At 44.1% G+C, this 20,689-nt stretch carries 17 protein-coding genes, 1 pseudogene and 1 riboswitch; of the genes and pseudogenes, 11 read left to right on the forward strand and 7 right to left on the reverse strand.

All coding sequences use genetic code 11. The features are described from left to right. Positions 1–253 precede the first annotated feature (253 nt). The 3 genes from A3756_RS06210 to A3756_RS06220 all read left to right on the forward strand — a co-directional run bounded on the left by A3756_RS06210 (position 254) and on the right by A3756_RS06220 (position 1,594). Complete coding sequence (locus A3756_RS06210) at positions 254–562, forward strand: transposase (protein WP_068553100.1); 309 nt, start codon at positions 254–256, stop codon at positions 560–562. After that, positions 559–816, forward strand: coding sequence for a hypothetical protein (locus A3756_RS06215; protein ID WP_068553031.1), 258 nt, complete (start codon positions 559–561; stop codon positions 814–816). Before A3756_RS06210 ends, A3756_RS06215 begins: the two co-directional genes overlap by 4 nt. 70 nt (positions 817–886) lie before the next feature. Continuing rightward, positions 887–1,594 carry an IS3 family transposase gene (locus tag A3756_RS06220; protein ID WP_255374958.1) on the forward strand — a complete coding sequence of 236 codons (708 nt, stop codon included), beginning with the start codon at positions 887–889 and terminating at the stop codon, positions 1,592–1,594. A gap of 34 nt (positions 1,595–1,628) precedes the next feature. Here the strand turns inward: A3756_RS06220 and A3756_RS06225 are convergent, their stop codons facing one another. The 3 genes and pseudogenes from A3756_RS06225 to A3756_RS06235 form a co-directional block, all read right to left on the reverse strand. Continuing rightward, positions 1,629–1,919, reverse strand: a complete 291-nt coding sequence (locus A3756_RS06225; protein ID WP_068509843.1) for a type II toxin-antitoxin system RelE/ParE family toxin — start codon at positions 1,917–1,919, stop codon at positions 1,629–1,631. Then, positions 1,912–2,133 (reverse strand): hypothetical protein, encoded by a 222-nt coding sequence (locus tag A3756_RS06230; protein ID WP_068509845.1) that lies wholly within the window; start codon positions 2,131–2,133, stop codon positions 1,912–1,914. Before A3756_RS06230 ends, A3756_RS06225 begins: the two co-directional genes overlap by 8 nt. A gap of 469 nt (positions 2,134–2,602) precedes the next feature. Further along, a pseudogene (locus A3756_RS06235) lies at positions 2,603–3,756 on the reverse strand (IS110 family transposase). 339 nt (positions 3,757–4,095) lie between these two features. Between A3756_RS06235 and A3756_RS06240 the strand changes: the two are divergent. Next, positions 4,096–4,407 carry a putative quinol monooxygenase gene (locus A3756_RS06240; RefSeq protein ID WP_068509848.1) on the forward strand — a complete coding sequence of 104 codons (312 nt, stop codon included), beginning with the start codon at positions 4,096–4,098 and terminating at the stop codon, positions 4,405–4,407. Positions 4,408–4,794: 387 nt separating this feature from the next. Beyond that, on the forward strand, positions 4,795–7,065 hold the full coding sequence (gene ptsP / locus A3756_RS06245) for a phosphoenolpyruvate--protein phosphotransferase (protein WP_068553103.1): 2,271 nt from the start codon (positions 4,795–4,797) through the stop codon (positions 7,063–7,065). 75 nt (positions 7,066–7,140) lie between these two features. Here ptsP and A3756_RS06250 read toward each other — a convergent pair whose 3' ends face one another. From A3756_RS06250 to A3756_RS06265, 4 genes are all read right to left on the reverse strand, one after another. Further along, positions 7,141–8,205 carry a response regulator gene (locus tag A3756_RS06250; RefSeq protein WP_068509852.1) on the reverse strand — a complete coding sequence of 355 codons (1,065 nt, stop codon included), beginning with the start codon at positions 8,203–8,205 and terminating at the stop codon, positions 7,141–7,143. Positions 8,206–8,282: 77 nt separating this feature from the next. Beyond that, entirely contained in the window at positions 8,283–8,939 is a 657-nt protein-coding gene (locus tag A3756_RS06255) for an HAD family hydrolase (RefSeq protein WP_068509853.1), read from the reverse strand. A 29-nt stretch (positions 8,940–8,968) separates the two neighbouring features. After that, positions 8,969–9,685: a bifunctional 2-polyprenyl-6-hydroxyphenol methylase/3-demethylubiquinol 3-O-methyltransferase UbiG gene (gene ubiG, locus A3756_RS06260; RefSeq protein WP_068506969.1), complete on the reverse strand. Its 717-nt coding sequence runs from the start codon at positions 9,683–9,685 to the stop codon at positions 8,969–8,971. Positions 9,686–9,731: 46 nt separating this feature from the next. Continuing rightward, positions 9,732–11,072, reverse strand: coding sequence for a TRZ/ATZ family hydrolase (locus tag A3756_RS06265; protein WP_068553105.1), 1,341 nt, complete (start codon positions 11,070–11,072; stop codon positions 9,732–9,734). 173 nt (positions 11,073–11,245) lie between these two features. Here A3756_RS06265 and A3756_RS06270 point away from each other — a divergent pair, with 173 nt between their 5' ends. The 6 genes from A3756_RS06270 to thiC all read left to right on the forward strand — a co-directional run bounded on the left by A3756_RS06270 (position 11,246) and on the right by thiC (position 20,651). Next, complete coding sequence (locus A3756_RS06270; RefSeq protein ID WP_068508024.1) at positions 11,246–12,895, forward strand: hypothetical protein; 1,650 nt, start codon at positions 11,246–11,248, stop codon at positions 12,893–12,895. A 358-nt stretch (positions 12,896–13,253) separates the two neighbouring features. Continuing rightward, positions 13,254–14,852, forward strand: a complete 1,599-nt coding sequence (locus tag A3756_RS06275; protein WP_068508026.1) for an isocitrate lyase — start codon at positions 13,254–13,256, stop codon at positions 14,850–14,852. Between the two features lie 226 nt (positions 14,853–15,078). After that, entirely contained in the window at positions 15,079–15,645 is a 567-nt protein-coding gene (locus A3756_RS06280) for a hypothetical protein (protein ID WP_068508028.1), read from the forward strand. Positions 15,646–15,759: 114 nt separating this feature from the next. After that, the gene (locus A3756_RS06285; protein ID WP_068508030.1) at positions 15,760–17,025 is read left to right on the forward strand and encodes an HD domain-containing phosphohydrolase; all 1,266 of its coding nucleotides are present in this window, start codon (positions 15,760–15,762) and stop codon (positions 17,023–17,025) included. Continuing rightward, a complete protein-coding gene (locus A3756_RS06290; protein WP_068508031.1) occupies positions 17,022–18,488 on the forward strand; it encodes an ATP-binding protein in 1,467 nt (488 codons plus the stop codon). The genes A3756_RS06285 and A3756_RS06290 overlap by 4 nt, the downstream gene beginning before the upstream one ends. A 56-nt stretch (positions 18,489–18,544) precedes the next feature. After that, a riboswitch (TPP riboswitch) is annotated at positions 18,545–18,718 on the forward strand. 67 nt (positions 18,719–18,785) lie between these two features. Further along, positions 18,786–20,651 carry a phosphomethylpyrimidine synthase ThiC gene (gene thiC / locus A3756_RS06295; protein ID WP_068553106.1) on the forward strand — a complete coding sequence of 622 codons (1,866 nt, stop codon included), beginning with the start codon at positions 18,786–18,788 and terminating at the stop codon, positions 20,649–20,651. The last annotated feature ends 38 nt before the right edge of the window (positions 20,652–20,689 follow it).

Genomic DNA, 20,689 nt, shown 5'->3' on the forward strand with positions numbered 1-20,689 from the left:
GATCTTCGCAATATGCGACTTCGGTGAACTCCTTATGGGTGTCCAATCCGACAAAAATTATGGTATTGTTTTTCATGGTGCTGGCCTCCGCTTATATGGTATGACACATATATTATGGCTCTGGCTTTGCTAACCCACGATAGGAGGTCAGCACTCTTTTGGGACGTGGGGAGTCATTATGTCTAGGTTTCCGAGTGCCCAACAATTAGTGTACACCCTACTATAGTTATATAGACCTTATGTGGAGGTGCTCATGGCACGTAAAAAAACTCAAGCTTACTCTGAAGAATTCCGAAAAGAAGCAGTGAAACGCTGCGAAAAACCGGGCGTCACTCAAGCTCAAGTTGCTAAAGAACTTGGAATTAGCTCCCAACAAATCGCGAACTGGAAGCGTCAATTTATGCGCTTATCTGATAAACAATTCAACTCTGTTAATGGCGTCGATTACTCAAAAAATGAGAGTGAAGAACTTCGTCGTTTAAGGCGAGAGAATAAACAGCTTCAAGAAGAAATGGATTTCCTAAAAAAGGCTGCGGCGTACTTCGCCAGAAACCAAGAGTGAAGTACGCCATTATCAAAGAGTATGAAGAGCAGCATTCCAAGGCTTTAATGTGCCGGGTTATGCGTGTCTCACGCACTGGTTACGCTAATTGGTGCAAGGGTTCTATCTGTGACCGCGATAAACGTCGACAACTAATGACAGCTAAAGTGTTGGATACCTATGAAGACTTTGAAGCTGGCTGCAGATTCTGGCCCATTCCGATCACTCATTCTGGTTTTAACCGATCATCATTTCTGGAACTTTTCGACCATTGATTCTGGTTTTATTCGATCACTTTTTCTGGATTTCCAGAATCAGTGATCAGATACCAGAATTGATGATCAGATACGCCGGAATACGCAAGCTGGCTATGGATCGAGAAGAATAGCGAAAGAGTTAAACGATCTTGGTTACCCTTGTTCAGAGAATTACATTGCTAACATTATGAAGTCTCAAGGCATTAGGGCGCGTAACGGTAAGGGTTTTAAATACAGCCGCCATAGCCTTACGATGGTAAACGTGTCTGAAAATATTCTATGGCGTGACTTTAACGCTAAACATCCAAATGAAAAGTGGACGACAGATATCACTTATATCTGGGTTAAGGATAAATGGCTTTATCTGGCTACTGTGATGGATTTATATTCACGTTGCATTGTTGGTTGGGCGCTTGATGAAACGATGACTGAGGCGCTCGTGACAAAAGCGCTAAGTGTTGCTCTCGCAAGAAGAAAACCTAAACCTGGCCTTATATTACACTCTGATCGCGGTGTTCAGTATCGCGCACAAGGTTATGTCGACTTTGTCGCGAATAGTCAGCTTAAGCAGAGTATGAGTCGTAAAGGAAACTGTTGGGATAATGCACCGATGGAATCTTTCTTTAGTCGACTAAAAGTTGAATTGATTTATGCAAAGAATTACCAGTCGATGGATGAAGCAAGAACAGGTATATTTACCTACATTGAAGTCTTTTATAATCGAAAGAGAAGACACTCAGCTATAGGGAATATAAGTCCTGTTGAATTTGAAAATCGAACTGCGTTAGTTGCGTAGTTATAACTGTCCACTTTTCGTGGGGCACACCAAACTAAAAGGTACGTTTGATATCCCTGTAGAAGTTTTCGTGTGAACCTAATGCCATCAACTCAAGGGTAAGTACACCTTCGTCATAGCTATAGCCAAGTAACGTAAGTTGCTTAATCATCTTAAATTTATAAACTCTAAGAAATGCAAGATCACCTCGTTTCTGCTCACCTAAAAGTGGGTCTTTAACAAGCTCTTTTACAGCATTATCCAAGTCTTTCTTCTGGTTAGGTTTTAATTTCTTTACTGCTTTTTTAAAAGTTGGCGTTTGTAAAATATTCTCAACTTTAGCCAAAGTCGTAGCGCTCCAACTTACCTGCTTCTTTTTCTGCTTGGGCAATAATGGCTTGCTTTACAAACTCATATGGCAAATCAGGGTTATCTTCCATCATTTCACCAATTTTTGCCCAATGTTCAATCTGCTTTGGTGGCGTCCTATTGTAAGCCTTAGCCATAATGGTGGCTTTTTCAATAAGATCTTGGTCTAATCTTACGCTATTAGTTGCCATAGTTAATGCTCCTGTAACAATCTGCATTAATTGTGGCATATTGCTACAAATAAATAAAGTTATAACCAACGGCTCAAACGGACTCCGTAACAGTCGCACCTTTTTTGTTCCAAAAAAGTCGCCACAGTTACTACGCCGTTTAGCCGGGCGTTGGTATGACTCCCCACGTCAAGCAAACTGCACAAATTCCTGCCGATAGCACGGTCAGAGTTTTTTCTTTTTTAGTCAACTTCTTTTGTTTAAGAAGCATTAGCGCATCAGATGAAGCAGATAATTTCGACGGTTATCATGCTGGTATTCGTGGGTTGCTCTTTTTTTAAAGAACCTATCCGACCTTACTTTTTACGTCGTGGTGTCTGTCTTCAGTCTATGCTCGTGGATCAATGCGATGAAGCTACATTGCCTACCTAACGCCGTCGGTGATTACACCACACTCGTTGCTTGACCCAATGCGCTAACGCTAAACTCATTAAGCTGGTACTCTTGATAAACGTGTTTTTGGGTCGACCTTAAGTAAAATGACTTCTCGTGATATCGACCAGATAAAGGCAATCATTTCACGGGCTATTGCGGTCACGACCACATTGTAATTTTGACCGCGCTTCATAAGCCTCTGATATCGTTTTCACAGCCTTAGTTGCGCTTGCCATGCTTGATCGATAATCTCCTTAGGTAGACCTTCCTGTCTTACCTGCATTTCTTTGGATATTCGTGCGCTATACCGATAGCTGTGCGCTCCCTCAATCAACAGTTTCTGACGCGTCCATTACCGCACTTTGTAATGCTGCCAAGTTTTCGTTTATCGCGACTAGAATGCTCACTCGGGGTGAGCCCGACATAGCTCATTAGCTTTCTAGGCGTATCAAATCGGCTTAGATCACCAAGCTCACACACTACGCCTGTTGCGATGAGGAGGCGTATTCCACGCATCGCTTGTATTGCTTTAACGACAGGGTAGTAGCGCCACTTCTTAACTTGATGAGTGAGCTCGTTGTCGAGTCGTTTTAATCGCTTAGTGCGCTCATCAATAGTCTGAATCATTTCTTGTAAAACGATTTGCTGGCAAGGGTGCGGAAGCACCATTTCGGTTAGCCATCGCATATGTTTTAACGACCAGTTAGCGGTACCTGTATAACGTATATTATTCCTAAGCAGCATCGATTTAAGTTGATGCTTCGCATCGTTTAAATCTCGCATGGCTGCTTCTCGTGCGCGAGATAAGTCACGCACCGCTTCATCTTCGGGTTCAGGTACGTAGATTGGGTCAAGGTCATTGTTCTTCAGTAGTCGAGCGAGTTTCTGAGCGTCTCGTTTATCTGTCTTCACTCGCTCACCAGGTTTCTTGGGGATGAGAGATGGCGCGACTAAGAAACAGCAGTGACCAAGGCTGGTGAGAAGTCGATAAATCCAATAACCACAAGGGCCTGCTTCATAGACAAAGTGAAGTGTCGCATGCGGGTATTTCGATTGTAATTGTCGAGCAAGTTTTACAAAGCCTGCTTTGGTGGACTGAATGCGGCCTAGGTCGATAACTTCTGAGGTACGGTAATCAAGGGTATAAGCGACTTGAGTTTGTTCTTTGTGAGTATCTAAACCAATAAATAGTATGTTATCTTTTTGCATGGTGCTGGCCTCTAATTTATAGCGTAACAACTATAATATGGCTCGGGCTTTGCTAACCCACGAATTGGAGGTCAGCACTCTTTAGTGGGGAGTCATTATGTCTAAATGCAATAAGGGAAGTCGGCAATTGAGTAAAGAACTTTGAGCATTGTTGTTGTATTAGTTGTTTTAATTCTAATCGGGTTATTAGTTAGTCGTATCTTTACGAATCATAGAAACAAAGCTAATACCATTTGCTCTAATTGTGGTCATAACTTTGAGAGTACAACTGGAAAGTTAATTAAAGTATTAAGAGGCCCATCTCCTCTTTAAAATTAAACGAATGAATAAGGAAGTTCAATGAAAGCAAAAGTAGCAGTATTTGGATCATTAAGGTTTCCTCCAGATAATACCGAAAAAGTATTACCACACTTAAATGCTTTAGTTCGTAGCACTCACGAAAATGATGGATGCATTGCGTACGATGTTGCGGAAGATCCATTCGATAAGGGCTTAATTCGTTTTTCAGAGTTGTGGCCGAATCGTGAGAGCTTAAATGATCACCTAAGTGCGCCGCACATTAAACCATGGCGAGAGCAGGCTAAAAAATATGGGTTATCTGAGCGCGTATTTAATTCGTGTGATTTGTTATCAGACTCTGTTGCGGTATAGCCTCTAGTCACATAACCAATTATGCCAGCACCACCCATATAGTGCCTCGAACTGGGCTCTGTGTCGTTACATTTTCTGCTGATCACCTCTTGCCTGCTTTTTAAGCGTTATCGATTTAAGGCTCGTCTAATAAAATCGTCATGATCGTACTTATGTTGTTAGTTAAACCGCCCTCGAATATAGGGTTATGACGTTGATTAGATTCATTTACACCTGTATAGCGAGCTCGCACCGTCTTTTGGTGTGTTGCCTAATTATGCTCTTAGTGGTTTGATTTTTCTTCTGTAAGGCAATGTTTTTATTATTTTTTTCGACTTAGAAAAACTATATGGTGTAAAGTAAAGGTTTGGTATGTTGTCGTTTACGATGTTTTTATAGGAAGTATCTATGGAACCCTTACAAGCTCTTCGACGAATTTTTACAGAAGCTGAGGAACTTGAGTCAGCAGACGAATTGCTGAACCTGATTGTTGCCAGAGTCAAAGATGTAACCGGCTCGGACGTTTGTAGTATCTACCTTCAAGATGAGATACAGAAAGATTGGGTTCTTGTTGCTTCAGAAGGCCTTTCGAATAACGCGATTGGCTCCGTTCGTATGAAAACAGGTGAGGGCCTGGTTGGCTATATTTGTGAGAACCAGACGCTTTTAAATCTAGAGGATGGTTCTCAGAATCGTTACTACAGATACTTTCCGGAAACGGGAGAAGAGCATTTTTCCGGCTTTTTGGGTGTGCCAATTATTAGTTTTCGTCGCCTCATTGGCGTACTGGTTATTCAGTGTAAAGATAAACGGCTTTTTTCTGCTGAGGAAGAAGCTTTTCTAATTACGATAGCAGCTCAACTGGCAGGGCCTTTATCCTCAGTACTTAAGCAGGAGAGTTTGGCTGCGATTGTTAACAAGGATGTTAGTGATCAAATAAAAGTCAGCGGGGTAAAGGGGGCACCTGGCATTTCGATTGGGCTCGTTAAGGTTATTGCACCCTTTAAAGATTTAGCTTGCGTTGAAGAAGAGAGCGTGACTGATATTGACTCAGAGATCAGGTCTTTTCGTGACGCGATTGCATCTGTCAAGCTCGAGATCGAAGCAGGTGAAGACAAGCTGGCTTCATCTTTAACTCAAGAGGTTCAGGCTTTGTTTGGTGTATACCTGATGTTGCTTGAGAATGATGCCATCGTTGTCGATACAGAGACGCTAATCCAAGAGGGCTATTGTGCTTCTTACGCTTTGAAGCTCGTTATTGACCGCCATGCCAAGCAGTTTGAGTCGATGGATGATCCATACTTACGTGCTCGATCAGAAGATATCCGTCATTTGGGTTTGCGTATCTATGCCAGCATTAATGCGCATGACTTTAATGTCCAGCTGCCAAATGAACCCTTTATTCTGCTTTCAAAGAATTTAAGCATCGCCGATATTGCTGAATATGCGAATCAAAATTTGGTTGGCTTGGTATGCGTGGATGGCTCGGTTTTATCTCATGCGGCCGTTCTGGCCAGTGCTCTCGGCATTACCGCAATCATGGGTGTCGGTGATCTTAATTGGTCAAAGGTTGAGGGTAGTGTTGCTGTCATGGATGGTTATAGAGCGCAGGTCATTTTTAATGCCTCGCCTCAAATGCAGCGGGAATATCAAAGGCTGGCAGCACAAGAAAACCGATTGATGTCAGGGCTTGATAAGCTTAAGGATAAGCCCGCCGAGACCAGTGATGGTTATCGTATCAATCTTTATGCGAATACAGGTTTGCTTGCCGATTTATCTCCAGGGCTAGAGAGAGGCGCAGAAGGAGTAGGCTTATACCGTTCTGAAATTCCTTTTATGCTGCATGAAACATTTCCAACCGAAGATGAGCAAACTGCTGTTTATCGGAAAATTTTAGAGGCTTATGCGCCGCGCTCTGTTTACATGCGCACCCTTGATATAGGTGGTGATAAAGCTTTGCCGTACTTCAGCTTTGAGGAAGATAACCCTTATCTGGGTTGGCGTGGTATACGTTTTACACTTGATAATAGTAGTATTTTTCTGGCTCAGATTCGAGCGTTACTTCGTGCAAACCTTGGGATTGGCAATATGAAAATTATGTTGCCGATGGTTAGCCGTGTAGAAGAAGTGGATGCGTTCAGAGAGTTGCTTGACCAAGCAGTGGCTCAGCTACTTGCAATGGGGCTTAAAGTTGCAAAGCCAAGCGTGGGTATAATGGTAGAGGTGCCAGCAGCAATGATGGCCCTGCCACACCTATCAAAGCGAATTGACTTTATATCTATTGGTTCTAATGATCTAACGCAGTACCTACTTGCAGTGGATAGGAATAATCCGAAGGTCTCTGACTTATATAACTTTCTAAACCCGGCGGTATTGGCAAGTATTAATCATATTGTATGTACTGCTCAATCCCGTCGACTTAAGGTGTCTTTGTGTGGTGAAATGGCCTCTGACCCTGTAGCGGTTATTTTACTACTTGGAATGGGGATCAATACACTAAGTATGAGTGCCTTTAATATTCCCAAGGTTAAGTGGGTAATTCGTTCGTTTTCGCATAAGAAAGCCAGGCAGCTTCTAACAAAAGCGCTGAATCTCGAAAATGAAAGCTGTATACGTGAGATGCTTGAGGATGAGCTCGAGAGTGCTGGTTTGGGGGGCTTGATTCGAGCGGGGGCTTAGCGTTTGCGCAAATAAAAAATCCCTTTTAAAGAGCTGGCGCGCATTAAGAGGGATTCGATAAGTGCTTTTAGTCTTCTAGAACTGTAGGAAGTTGCTTGCGATGGCTCCAATGGCAACGACAAGTGATACCACTGCAATCATATTCGCCTTCTTGGCTTGCTGAACATAAGGCTGCATATCTTGCTGAACTTGGATTTGTGCCTGTGCGGCACTTACTTTCGCTGCGACGGCCTCGGCAGCACTGCTCGCGGCTTTTTCACCCATAGCGGTTCCTGCTTCGGCGCCAGTCTGGGTTGCTATATCTTTTATTTGCTGTAGTGCAGCAGGGGAAAGATCGGCACGACTTTCAATCAGGTCTCTAACTGCTTTGATCTCTGCAGTGATCTGGTTTTGGAACTGAACACCGGTTTGCTTAAGGCTGGCGTCGAGTACTGACTGTGAAACATGGTTGACGTTCTGATCTTGCCTTGCGCTAAGTTTACGTATTTCACTCTGATTCTCGTGAATATTTGTTTCAAGACGATGCAGCGAGCCGCTGATTGGTTGTAGCGCATCTTCGATCGCTCTGGCGATTAGTTTGGATGATACTTTTTCGATTAGTTCCTGGCTCATTTCTTCTTCCTCTTCCTCTGGGGAGCTGGTCGCAATAGGTTCTTGTTCTAATGGTTCGCTTTCAGTACTACTTAATTCAGGTAGATCACCTGTATCGAGAGTGACTGCGCTGAGTTCTTCTGGCTCGGCTGAATCGGCCGCAATATCAGGAGCAGGGCGACTGTTAAGTTCTTCGATAAGTTCAGCTAATCTATCTGGCTTTGCGGGCTTGCCTAGCATGGCGTAGGCACCGGAAGATAGCATTTCTGCTTCATACTCTGGCCCTTCCTTAGAGGTGTACATAAGGATAGGGATATGCGCTGTTTTGGGGTTTTGACTGATCTCTCGAGTGGTAGCCAAGCCGTCCATTCCGGGCATCATATGATCCATGAATATAAGATCGGGCAATGGTGAGCTTTCTAAATAGCTTAAAGCTTCTTCGCCTGATTCCACCATATTAACTTCGAGGCCGTTCTTTTGAACAAGTCGACTGAGCATTATCCGTGCGGATTTTGAATCATCGACGACCAGCGCTGTGTTGACAGCCATGCTTTCTCCTAAAAACAATGCGATATATGCTTTAAGCATAGATGATTTCAGGAAAAGTACTGCAGTTTTTGTGTGGCTTATGTAAGAAAAAGTGAAATTAGTTCAGATGGGTGTTGAATTTGGTAATCGGCTGGCCATTTTTTGGCCGATTTGTGACACTTAATATAGCCGTATAGCGCACTTACTGTAATCATTTCAGCAGCTTGACCTGCTTGAATGTCTCTTTCGTGATCGCCAGCGTAGACGATATTACCGGGCGCAAGGCCAAGTTGCTTTGCTGCTAAAAGAAGGGATTCTGGGTCAGGCTTGGATTTGCGGACATCATCGGGGCAGAGTGTCACACGGCTTCGTTTGTCTAGGTCCATACGCTGTAATAATAGATCGGTGTAGAGGCGAGGTTTGTTGGTGATAATTCCCCAGGGAATGTCTTTGTCTTCACAAAGAGTGAGAACCTCTTCCATGCCGTCAAAGAGCTTGGCATGCTTTCCTACTAGCGATTCATAGCGTTCCAATAACTCTTGTCTAAGTGATTCAAAGGGCTCGGTGCCGGGTTCGCCGCCAAAGCCGATTTTTACCAAAGCCCTTGCGCCATCGGACACAGTATTACGAATCGTGTCGGCTGGAAGCTGGTTTCGTCCGTGACTTATCAGTTGTTCATTGAGAACCTGAACAAAATCATTGGCTGTATCAACGAGTGTTCCGTCCAGGTCAAATAGTAGAGCGCTAATTGTCATTATGAATGTCGTTTATGAGGGGGTATAAGCTAATCGATTGGCTTGGTGGCATGTACCAGGTAATTGACATCGACGTCTCGCGCTAATTTGTATTCTTTTATTAATGGGTTGTAGACCATGCCGGTAATATCTTGAAAGTCCAGTTTTGCCTTGCGGATGTAACTTGTTAGCTCAGATGGCTTGATAAATTTCTTATACTCGTGCGTGCCTTTCGGTAGCATCTTTAGTAGGTGTTCGGCGCCAACAATGGCAAACATAAAAGCTTTAGGGTTACGATTGATTGTTGATAAGAATAGGTCGCCGCCAGGTTTCAGAAGCTTTGCACAAGCCGCTATAACTGAAGAAGGGTCTGGTACGTGTTCAAGCATTTCCAGGCAGGTGACGACGTCATAGGTGCCTGCTTCTTCGTCAGCAAGGGACTCTACGGTGATTTGTCGATAGTCAACTTCAACACCTGATTCAAGACCGTGTAGCCTTGCTACAGAAAGTGGGGCTTCACCCATATCAATACCCGTTACGTAGGCACCGCGCTGACATAGCCCTTCAGAGAGGATCCCACCGCCACAGCCGACGTCTACAACTTTTTTGCCGGGAAGGTGAGCGCGTTCATCAATATAGTTAAGACGAAGCGGGTTGATGTCGTGAAGCGGCTTAAACTCGCTTGATTTGTCCCACCAGCGACTAGCCAGTGCTTCGAATTTAGCGATTTCATTTGGATCGACGTTTTTTGCGGCTGTTTGGCTCATGTTTCTCTATTCGTGTGTTATAAATATTTCTAGAAGGCGTTTATTGTCAGCTTTCTGTCGACGAGCGAATTTTAGCTGCCCAGCTCTTGGCTTTAACAATAATTTCCTGCGTGTCCATATATTTTAGTTCGCCTTCTTCAAGAAGGAGTTTTCCGTTTACCCAGTTATGGCTTACTTGGTTGGACGCGACTGAGTATACAATATCTGAGATTGGATCAAAGCTCGGTTGGCTATTTAATGCATCCATTTTGATGGCAATCAAATCTGCTGCTTTGCCTATCTCTAGTGAACCAGTAATTTCTTCGATGCCTAAGGCTGCAGCGCCATTGATGGTTGCCATCTCGATTGCACTGGCTGCATCGATCGCGCTTGCGTCTTTTGCGACTGCCTTTGCAAGCAGGGCGGCGGTACGCATTTCGCCAAACATATCGAGGTCATTGTTACTGGCCGCACCATCGGTACCCAGGGCAACATTAACGCTTTCTGATATTAGCTGGGCGCTAGGGCAAAAGCCGCTTGCAAGTTTAAGGTTCGATTCGGGGCAGTGTATTACATGTACTTTGTTGCTGGCTAAGGATTCAATATCTTGTTCGTTTAGTTCTGTCATGTGTACGCATTGCAGGGCGAACTTATCTGAAATTAACCCTAAGTCGACGAGCCTTTGTATGGGGCGCTTATTGTTTTGCTTTACAGCTTCCTCTACTTCAAATGCTGTTTCATGAAGATGGATTTGAACTGGTATATCATGCTCAATTGCCAGATCTCTGATGTTTTCCAAAGGCGAGTCTGAAACGGTATAGGGTGCGTGAGGTCCGAAGCCGATCTCGACGAGATCACTGTCAGCGTAATCTATGGCAAGGCTTAAGGCTTTTTCGATATATTCTTCAGGTCCGCTGCCCCAAACGGTAGGGAAATCTAATATTGGGCAGCATAGATGGGCGCGTATGCCGTACTGCTCGGCGACTTGGGCGGATATGTTAGGGAAGAAGTACATGTCGCTAAAGCAGGTGGTTCCGCCTCTCAGCATTTCTGCTATCGCCAGTTCGGTTCCGTCACGGACAAAAGCCTCAGATACCCATTTTCCCTCGGCAGGCCAAATATGGTCGTTGAGCCATTCCATAAGCGGCAGGTCGTCAGCGAGACCACGAAACAGCGTCATTGCACTATGGCCGTGAGCGTTAACGAGCCCGGGCATTATGGCGTGCTCGTTCAGTTCATATGTGTTTTTAGCTTGATATTTGGTTTGGGCTTTAGCGCTTGCAAGTATGTCTACGATTTCGTCATCTCTAATGGCAAGGCTGTAATGCTCATAACAGGTGTTTCGTGGTCGAACAGGGATGATATAACGAGCATGGATTAGCGTATCAACTGTTTGCGCTTGTGGCATATAGGTACCCAGAGGTTTATATATGTTCAATTTTGAAAGGGTGAGAGTATACCTCTATTACTATGCTTGGCAATAAGCTGCGCGTTGAACTAGCTTCGGTAAGTGGCTAGCACAGATTAATATTGTTACTCTAAGCGTTTCCTTGGTTAGTTATTAGAGTAAGAGAAGAATTTATGAGCCAGCCTGATAAAGATCTACAGGATGATCCGCTTGATTCGAATAATCGAAAGCAAAAGCGTGTACACGCTCTAATACAATGGTGGCAGCAAGAAAAAGATAAAATTGCGCAAGGAGATGTGCTGAAATTTATGCACGAGAACAAAGAGCGTCTCGAAAAGTCCTTGGCCTCAATTTATCAAAACAACTTTGTATATAGGGTGACTAACCTGTTACTGGCTTTTGTTGCTAGTCTGGCTGGACTGGTTGATCGCCTGAAAGATGCCATTGTTAAGTTGGTTTTGAAGGTTCCTGCTCCAGAAGCGGTAAAGGGCTTGCTATTGTCTATCTTTAACGCCGTGAAGCTGCGAGGTATTGTCGATTTCTTTCGCGCCAAGATGTACTCTTTGAAAAAGGCACCTCATAATATTCGTGCTGTTCAGCTAATGGACGAGGTTGTTGCGCGTGCCAAGCGTGACGGCTTGGATATAAAGAAGCACTTTCCCGACATCGCCCGTAAATTCAACGAGCGCAAATTACAGCTGCTACAGCATTCTTTCTTTAAGGAATTTAGTAAATCTCGCATTGAGCGCATACTCGCAATGCCTTTCACCTTTAGTCGCTCAATATCACCGGTTCTACCTGATACTGCCCTGTGGCACAAGTTCTTTGTTTTTCTTGAAAACCGAAATATTGCCGACTTGATATTGGTCGGGAGTAAAGGAGAGCGGGTTTCAACGAAGCATGATAGCAAGCATGTAGTGGGTTCGTCAGAGGTGGTTCGAATCTTGTATCAGGCTTCAGTGCTTAAGGCGTCAGGGCGAAGGGTTTTTATTGTTGGTAATCACGAAGGTTATATTGGGCCGTATCTGGTAAGGAGTATATTGAGGCGGCTTGGTTTTGATAATCTCACAGCAAATTGCAATACAGTCGTTGGTCCGAGAATGTTTTCAAATATGGTTCTAAAGAACGGTGCGAGTAATGTCGGAAACTTGTTCCTGACTTTACCATCACAGAAAACGACGGAAGTTAAAGAGAAGAGCTTAGCTGATGCTTTGCTCAAAACAGCAAGACGGTCACAGCTGCTGATCAAAATGCCAAATTCCGGGCTTCATCTAATCGAGCAAATGAGTTATAGCGACTTTATGAATAAGTTTATTCGATCAGATCGCGCCCGGTTTTCTCAGATCTCTGCTCAGCTCATGCGGGTTGAAAAACATGATCTGGCCCAATACTTGGCAGACGTTAGGCAAACTTGTGCTTTGGATGAATTGGATCGTGAGGATTACGAGTTATTCAAATCCATTATGTATGAGCCGTTTTTGATATTCCCTGAAGGCTCTCGTTCATATGTTGCCAAGGACGGAAGTGTCACAATGAAGTATGTCAGCCCTCGGTTCGTGCAAGCCTATTTTAGGCCTGATGATGTGGTTTTACCTATTAGTCTCGTGGGTGGCTCTGATATAGGCAATAGTTGGCGCCTTAAACCGGCAAACATTGGTCTGTGTGTGGGTGAGCCGATTAAAGTTAGCGAAGAAATGATTGCAAACTTTGATACAGAGGGTGTTGGGATAATGCGTAAAGTTGCGGCGTTACCTAATATAAAAACGGTTAACTTTGACGAAGATATTCAGGCTGGTAAGAAGCTTGAAAGTCATGCTGCTTGATTGAGTTGTACTCAGATCTGAGAGTTTTGTCATATAAATAGCTCTATTTGTCTATTGCATTTTGTCAAAAAGCGTAGCTTTTTGTTTCGCTCATACTTTGCTCATAATTTAAGTAAAATCTAGAGCATCTCTATAACCTGTTGATAGATTGGAGTTAAAAACTATTTATCAATGCGGTATGCTTGGGTTTATAAGTTTCATGTATACCGGATATATAAACTATATATTTCATTTATTCCTGTCATTTAATTAGAATTCTGCTCGAAATTCAAATCACGCTTCTTTCTAAGTTATTTGCAGTTGAGTTGTCGCATATAAAGGAAGGGGGTTTCATTCCTAAACATAAGGGATACGTAAAATGTCACAATACCAAGACGAGATCAAAGCAGTAGCATCTGTTGTAGAAGCAAAAGGTGATAGCTGGGCTGCAATCAACCCTGAGTCAATTGCACGCATGCGCGCTCAAAACAAATTCAAGACTGGTCTTGATATCGCGCAATACACTGCTGATATCATGAACGCTGACATGGCTGAATTTGATAAAGATAAAACTAAGTACACGCAGTCTCTAGGTTGCTGGCACGGTTTTGTCGGCCAACAGAAGATGATCTCTATCAAGAAGCACTTCGGTGGCAAGACTGACCGTCGTTACTTGTACCTTTCTGGTTGGATGGTTGCTGCACTACGTTCAGACTTCGGTCCACTTCCTGACCAATCAATGCACGAAAAAACTGCTGTTGCATCGTTGGTTGAAGAGCTATACACATTCCTGCGTCAAGCTGATGCGCGTGAACTAGGCGGTCTTTTCCGTGCTCTAGACGCTGCTAACGAAGCTGGCGATTCAGCAAAAGCTGCTGAAATCCAAGATCAAATTGACAACCACGTAACTCACGTTGTGCCAATTATTGCTGATATCGATGCTGGTTTTGGTAACGCTGAAGCGACTTACCTAATGGCTAAGCAGATGATCGAAGCGGGTGCTTGTGCACTACAGATCGAAAACCAAGTTGCTGATGAAAAGCAATGTGGTCACCAGGATGGTAAAGTAACTGTTCCTCACGCTGACTTCCACGCTAAGATCCGTGCATTGCGTCACGCTTTCCTTGAGCTAGGTATTGACAACGGTATCATCGTTGCACGTACTGACTCTGAAGGTGCTGGTCTTACTAAAGAAATCGCAGTAGTTAACGAGCCGGGCGATTCTGGTGATATCTACAACTCTTACCTAGATGTTGAAGAAGTTACTCCAGAAGAAACAGCTCCTGGTGATGTGCTAATCAGCCGTGACGGCAAGCTTGTTCGTCCTAAACGTCTTCCTTCTGGCCTATACCAGTTCCGTTCAGGTACTGGTCATGAGCGTTGTGTATTCGATTGTATCGGTGCGCTTAATGCTGGTGCTGACTTGCTTTGGATCGAAACTGCAGTACCAACTGTACACGAGATCAAAGGCATGATGGACGACGTACGTAAAGTACACCCAGATGCGAAGCTTGTTTATAACAACTCTCCATCTTTCAACTGGACCTTGAACTTCCGTCAGCAAACTTATGATACATGGGTAGAAGAAGGTAAAGACGTATCTGCATACGATCGTAACAACCTGATGTCTGCTGAATACGATGAGTCTGAGTTGTCTGCAGTTGCTGACGAACGTACTCGTACATTCCAAGCGGATACTGCTCGTGAAGCGAACGTATTCCACCACTTGATTACTCTACCAACTTATCACACGACTGCATTGTCTGTTGATAACTTGGCTCAGAACTACTTTGGTGATATGGGTATGTTGGGTTACGTTGCTGGCGTTCAGCGTAAAGAGATCCGTCAAGGCATTGCATGTGTTAAGCACCAAAACATGTCAGGTTCTGACATCGGTGACGACCACAAAGAGTACTTTGCTGGTGAGCGTGCTCTTAAGGCAGGCGGTGCTAAGAACACTTCTAACCAGTTCTCTTAATCTGAGACTGGCTAGTTAAGCTTTTTTGATAATGTATTATTGAAAGATGCTTAATGTGTTTAGAAAAAGGCGACTCTAGAGTCGCCTTTTTTGTGGAGATTAAAAGAGGGCAGAGTCAGTGAGTCTAACCCCTTTTAATCTTTAGACTATAGTTTATAGGGTGCGCAATGCGCATCACTACGTATTTTGGTGCGCACCGCGCACCCTATAAAAAGGGCAACTTATCATGATTGACACTCCTTCCTATCTGCAAGATGCTAAAGACCTTCTCGGCAAAGATGGCTTCGCGAGCGGCGATGTGTGGTACCACGGTACTTCGTCTGCGCTGGTTACCTCTATTAATGGTGCGGGGCTTAAGCGTTCGGGTGATAAGGTTATGAATCAGGCTGCTAAGAAGACTATGGCAACGATTGGTAATAACTACACCGAGACACATGATCCGGTATTCCTAACACAGAGTAAGGAGCTTGCGTTTTATTGGGCTCAGCAGGCGGTTAGAAGTCGTAGTGTGCGAGTCGAGGGTGATGAGTCGCCAGTTGTTTACGAAGTTAAGCTGCCAGGTGATCTGCTTTCTAAAGTTAGGCCGGATGTTGGCGCTGCAAGTCTTTTGATGGTAAAGGAGGGAGAGCATTATATGGCGTTTTTGGCTGCACTTTATCAAGATAATGAGGCGGGCGCGTTAGATATAAACCTAATGAAAGCTGATCGTAATGAATATCTAAATAAGCTGGGTATGGCTTATATTGATCAAGATATATCACCTGGGTACGTAAAGCTTTTGTCTGAAGGGTAATACCTATAAAAACTTAAATTAATCGTGAAAACATAGTACAAATTCTCTCAGGAAGGCCTATAATTTAGTGTAAATAAAGCTGACACTATTCACTGAGTTTAGGCATTCCTTCGCATGGCAGTAAAAAAGATCCCTATATCCTTACTTAAGGTTGGTATGTATATTACCAAGCTCGATATATCGTGGATTGACAGCCCCTTCATGTATCACCACTTGAAGATAAAAAATGCCGCTCAAATTGATAAGTTGCTCAAGGCGGGTGTCAAGCAGCTCTCGATTGATACCTCAAAGGGTGTTGATGTAGAAGCGTCAGCTGATGTTATTCGTGATAAGTCCTCACAAGAGACTGATAAATCACAAGAAGATCAGGCTGCGAAAGATAAGCCAGTTTCAGAAGCAAGTGCTAAGGAAAAATTGCCTGAGCGTACGTCTATTAGTCAGGAGCTTGGTGTTGCTAAAGAGTTAAAGGGCAAAGTTGAGAAGCTGGCAGATGAGATCAATGAAGCTCTCAAAAACGATAAAGTGGTTGATGCTCGGCAGGTTTCGCCTTTAATTGACGCTACGCTGTCTAGTCTACAGCGGAATAACCAAGCACTCGCTATCCTTATCAATATTCAGCGTAAAGATGCTTCGCTCGCAAATCATACTTTCGCTTCATTTAGTTTAGTCTTAAGTATATCTATCAAGCTCAGCTTAGGTGACGATGCACAACAGGCGCTCGCTTTAGCCGCATTTTTTCACGATACGGGTTGGCTAAAACTGCCTATGCATTTGCTTGGTAAGGCATCACCTTATACGGCGAGTGAAAAGAAGTTAATTTATCAGCATGTCTCGATAGGCTTACGGTCGTTAAAACAAAACTGTGAGCTCAGTTCAATCGTAATGCGCATTATTACCGAGCATCATGAGCACCTGGATGGAAGCGGTTACCCTTCTGGACTTAAGTCTGATCAGATACATCCTTTAAGTAAGGTTTTCGCAGTGGTTGTCAGGTATGATGAGTTAGTCCACGGCTTGCTTGATAGGCCTGCGGTAACACCTCATGGCGCTCTTGCTAATCTATATAAAGAGGCCAAAAATGAAAAACTTGATGAGCCTTCCGTGTCAGCGCTGATTAGTCTATTGAGTGTTTATCCGGTGGGTAGTGCTGTCCAGCTAAGCAACAAAGAAAAAGGTATTGTTCTTGAGATCGATGCCGATCAACCAAAATTACCTGTCGTAAAGGTTGTTTACGATATGGCAGGGATGGCGCATATTAAGCCCAAGGTGATTAACCTTGCAAAAATCAAGACAGATAAAGAGCTGTCGATTACTTCTGTCTTGGATCTAACCGTCCCAGGCGCTGACCCTGCACAGTTATTGCGAGTAGACCTTTCGTGAGTCCTTCTTTTGATATCACTTCTATTACCTTGGATGCTTTACCTGAAGGTGTGTTGCTTGTCGATAGTGACGGTTGTATTCAGTTCTTAAACAAGGCAGGCCAGGCCATGTTAGGCTGGGATATTGATGCTATTGCCGAAAAAGCAGCGGAGGGCGGTACTGCTCATGAACTATTTTGCCGTCATAGTATTTATACTCATCACGAAGCTGAGGAGTGCCCCTTGGCAAAACAGGGTGAAGCTCAGCTAGCGCCACAGGAATGCTATTGGACGCATAAGAATTCTGAAAACATTGCCGTCAGTTACCGTAGAAGTTATACCGATGATGGCAGCTGCATGATTCTTTTCACTACCTGCGAGCAGCAAGGCTTTCAGCTTGAAGAGCTCAAGAAGCTTTCATTTTTTACTGAAATAAATCCCTCCCCATTGCTGGAGCTTGATGATCAAGGCCTGATTCTTTTTAGTAACCCTGCAATGACTGATCTAATGCTTGAGTTTGGATTTGACGATGAAGGGGCGCCCGCTATTTTACCCAGAGATCTTGCTGCTCTGGTCGGCAAAGCAATAGAGCAGGGTGGTCTAGAGAATATCGAGTCTTCTGCAAATGCTGAAGAAAATAACGATAAGACATCACACTTTTTATGGAGTTTCCATATTAGTGATGGCAGTCAAGGTAGCGCAGTATTGCTTTCAGGGTTAGATGTGACCAGTAATAAAGAAATGGAACTTCAGCGTCAAGAGTTTGAACGAAGCCTGGAGCTCGAAAAAGAACGTACTCGAAAAGAATACTTGGCAATGATGGTGCATGAATTGCGCTCACCCTTGAATGCAGTTGTCGGTTACGCTGGCATTCTTAAATCAAAGTTGTCTAGTCAGTGTAGTGAAACGCAGCTATCTTTGTTCGACCGAATTATCGGGGGCGGTCAGCAGCTCGCTGAACAGATCAGCACGACTTTGGATTCTACGCGGGTAGAAGCTGGAAAGCTGGCTGCCGACATTTCCCGCTTCAATGCAGTGCCTGCGCTTGAAGAAGCGTGTGTACAAGGTGAAACCCTTGCCAAGAAAAAAGGCTTGGATTTTCGCTCTGAGATTTCGGATTCTAACATATACGCCTTGGCAGACAGGCAGCACTTTAAGCAAATTGCGATCAACCTTATTTCCAACGCAATTAAATATACGCAAGCGGGAGCTATTGAAGTATCTCTTCGTCCCAGTTTTGATGAGCAGGTCGGCAAGTGCGTTACTCTTGAAGTAAATGATACAGGCTGTGGTGTTCCTCAAGGACAGCGTGAAAGCATTTTCAAACTATATCAGCGCCAAGATTCCCATGAGAATAGTGAGATTGAAGGTGATGGCTATGGTTTAGCAATATGCTGCGAAATGCTCGCGCTGAATCATGGTCGAATTGTTCTCGATAGCGAGGTGGGGCGAGGTAGCTCCTTCTCGGCTATTTTTCCTCGTTAGGCGATGCTAAAGCGCTTATTTCTTGCCATATCATTCAACACTCCCTAAAATCGATGAAAATCTTGTCGGGGAGCATCTGTCATTTTATCGCTTGATGATTTGCGAATGCTGAGACCATATAAATTCTTGGGATATATCCAATTATTTGTTGTTCTACATTTTGTAGGCAGATAGGGACCCGTTGAACCTGATTGGTTAGAACCAGCGTAGGGAACAAGAATTCATCAAGACTAGACCGATGATTCTAATTGCTTCCTTACTTACCACACTCGTAATACCGGATATGCGGAGCAATAGATGAAAAACGATTCGTTAAAGAAACTGGGTGATACAGCTTACGTAGATGAGTTATCTACCCAGCCTTTTCCAGCCTCAAAAAAAGTATATGTAGAAGGCAGTCGTAAAGATATTCGCGTAGCGATGCGTGAAATTTCACTTACCCCAACTCAGTTGCAGAATGGCGAGCTTGAGGATAACCCTCCAGTTAGAGTTTATGACACCTCCGGCCCCTATACAGACCCCGAGATAGAAGTTGACGTCACAAAAGGGCTAATGCCCTTACGCGATGAGTGGGTTGCTGAACGAAATGATACTGAAGAGTTACCTGGTTTTAGTTCTGAGTACGCAAATGTACGTGATCAAAACCTAGCCTTGGATGGCTTGCGTTTTGAGCATAAGCGTAAACCTCTAAAAGCAAAAGCCGGAAAGAATGTCACGCAACTGTATTACGCTCGTCAGGGTATCATTACGCCGGAAATGGAATATATCGCTATTCGAGAAAATCTGGCTTTAAGCGAGGCGCAGATGGATGAAGCGCTAGCTAACCAGCATCCAGGCGAGTCTTTCGGCGCTTCTATTCCTAAAATGATTACCCCGGAATTTGTCAGAGACGAAGTCGCTCGTGGTCGTGCTGTCATTCCTTGTAATATCAACCATCCGGAAACCGAACCGATGATTATTGGTCGGAACTTCCGCACCAAGGTGAATGCCAATATTGGTAATTCTGCGGTGACATCTTCTATTCAGGAAGAAGTCGAGAAAACAGTTTGGTCGACGCGTTGGGGTGGTGACACCGTAATGGATTTGTCTACAGGCCAGAATATTCATGAGACACGTGAATGGGTCATTCGAAACTCTTCTGTACCGATTGGTACGGTGCCGATTTATCAGGCGCTTGAAAAATGTGGCGGGGTTGCCGAAGATCTTACCTGGGAGTTGTTCCGTGATACTTTAATTGAGCAGGCGGAGCAGGGAGTTGATTACTTCACTATCCATGCAGGTGTGTTATTGCGCTATGTGCCTATGACGGCGAATCGAGTCACCGGGATCGTTAGTCGTGGTGGTTCAATTATGGCTAAATGGTGCCTTGCTCATCACAAGGAAAACTTCCTCTATACGCATTTTGAAGAAATTTGCGAGATTATGAAAGCCTATGATGTGTGCTTTTCACTTGGTGATGGTTTACGCCCAGGTTCAATTGCTGATGCAAATGATGAGGCGCAATTCTCAGAGCTTCGTACTTTAGGCGAGCTTACCAAGATAGCTTGGAAGCACGATGTGCAAACCTTTATTGAAGGCCCGGGTCATGTGCCGATGCATATGATTAAGGCGAATATGGAAGAGCAGCTCAAGCATTGCGATGAAGCGCCTTTCTACACGCTTGGCCCACTTACTACCGATATCGCACCAGGCTATGACCACTTCACCTCAGGCATTGGTGCTGCACTGATTGGCTGGTATGGTTGTTCAATGCTTTGCTATGTCACGCCTAAGGAACACTTGGGTCTACCTAATAAAGAAGATGTAAAACAGGGCCTTATTACCTATAAGATCGCGGCTCATGCTGCCGACCTTGCAAAAGGCCACCCTGGTGCACAGATTCACGATAATGCTATGTCAAAGGCTCGTTTTGAGTTTAGATGGGAAGATCAATTTAACCTTGCGCTAGATCCTTATACTGCTCGTGCTTATCATGATGAAACATTACCTAAGGACTCTGCTAAAGTTGCACATTTCTGTTCAATGTGTGGCCCTAAGTTTTGTTCAATGAAAATATCTCAGGAAGTTCGTGATTACGCAGCAGAAAAGGATGCGAACGAAGGTATGAGTGAGATGTCGGAGAAATTTAAACAGGAAGGTAGTGAAATCTACCATGAAGTTTAAGTTTAATTGAGTGTTATTAGCCAAGGGCGTCTAGGTCT

It is taken from the genome of Oleiphilus sp. HI0086, assembly GCF_001635225.1.

Excerpts from the sequence above, each read along its gene's own strand:
- A3756_RS06285 (WP_068508030.1), top strand. The coding sequence starts at position 15,760 with ATGGCAGTAAAAAAGATCCCTATATCCTTACTTAAGGTTGGTATGTAT.
- A3756_RS06210 (WP_068553100.1), top strand. The coding sequence starts at position 254 with ATGGCACGTAAAAAAACTCAAGCTTACTCTGAAGAATTCCGAAAAGAA.
- A3756_RS06250 (WP_068509852.1), bottom strand. The coding sequence starts at position 8,205 with ATGGCTGTCAACACAGCGCTGGTCGTCGATGATTCAAAATCCGCACGG.
- A3756_RS06270 (WP_068508024.1), top strand. The coding sequence starts at position 11,246 with ATGAGCCAGCCTGATAAAGATCTACAGGATGATCCGCTTGATTCGAAT.
- ptsP (WP_068553103.1), top strand. The coding sequence starts at position 4,795 with ATGGAACCCTTACAAGCTCTTCGACGAATTTTTACAGAAGCTGAGGAA.
- A3756_RS06265 (WP_068553105.1), bottom strand. The coding sequence starts at position 11,072 with ATGCCACAAGCGCAAACAGTTGATACGCTAATCCATGCTCGTTATATC.
- A3756_RS06240 (WP_068509848.1), top strand. The coding sequence starts at position 4,096 with ATGAAAGCAAAAGTAGCAGTATTTGGATCATTAAGGTTTCCTCCAGAT.
- A3756_RS06275 (WP_068508026.1), top strand. The coding sequence starts at position 13,254 with ATGTCACAATACCAAGACGAGATCAAAGCAGTAGCATCTGTTGTAGAA.
- A3756_RS06280 (WP_068508028.1), top strand. The coding sequence starts at position 15,079 with ATGATTGACACTCCTTCCTATCTGCAAGATGCTAAAGACCTTCTCGGC.
- A3756_RS06255 (WP_068509853.1), bottom strand. The coding sequence starts at position 8,939 with ATGACAATTAGCGCTCTACTATTTGACCTGGACGGAACACTCGTTGAT.
- A3756_RS06230 (WP_068509845.1), bottom strand. The coding sequence starts at position 2,133 with ATGGCAACTAATAGCGTAAGATTAGACCAAGATCTTATTGAAAAAGCC.
- thiC (WP_068553106.1), top strand. The coding sequence starts at position 18,786 with ATGAAAAACGATTCGTTAAAGAAACTGGGTGATACAGCTTACGTAGAT.
- ubiG (WP_068506969.1), bottom strand. The coding sequence starts at position 9,685 with ATGAGCCAAACAGCCGCAAAAAACGTCGATCCAAATGAAATCGCTAAA.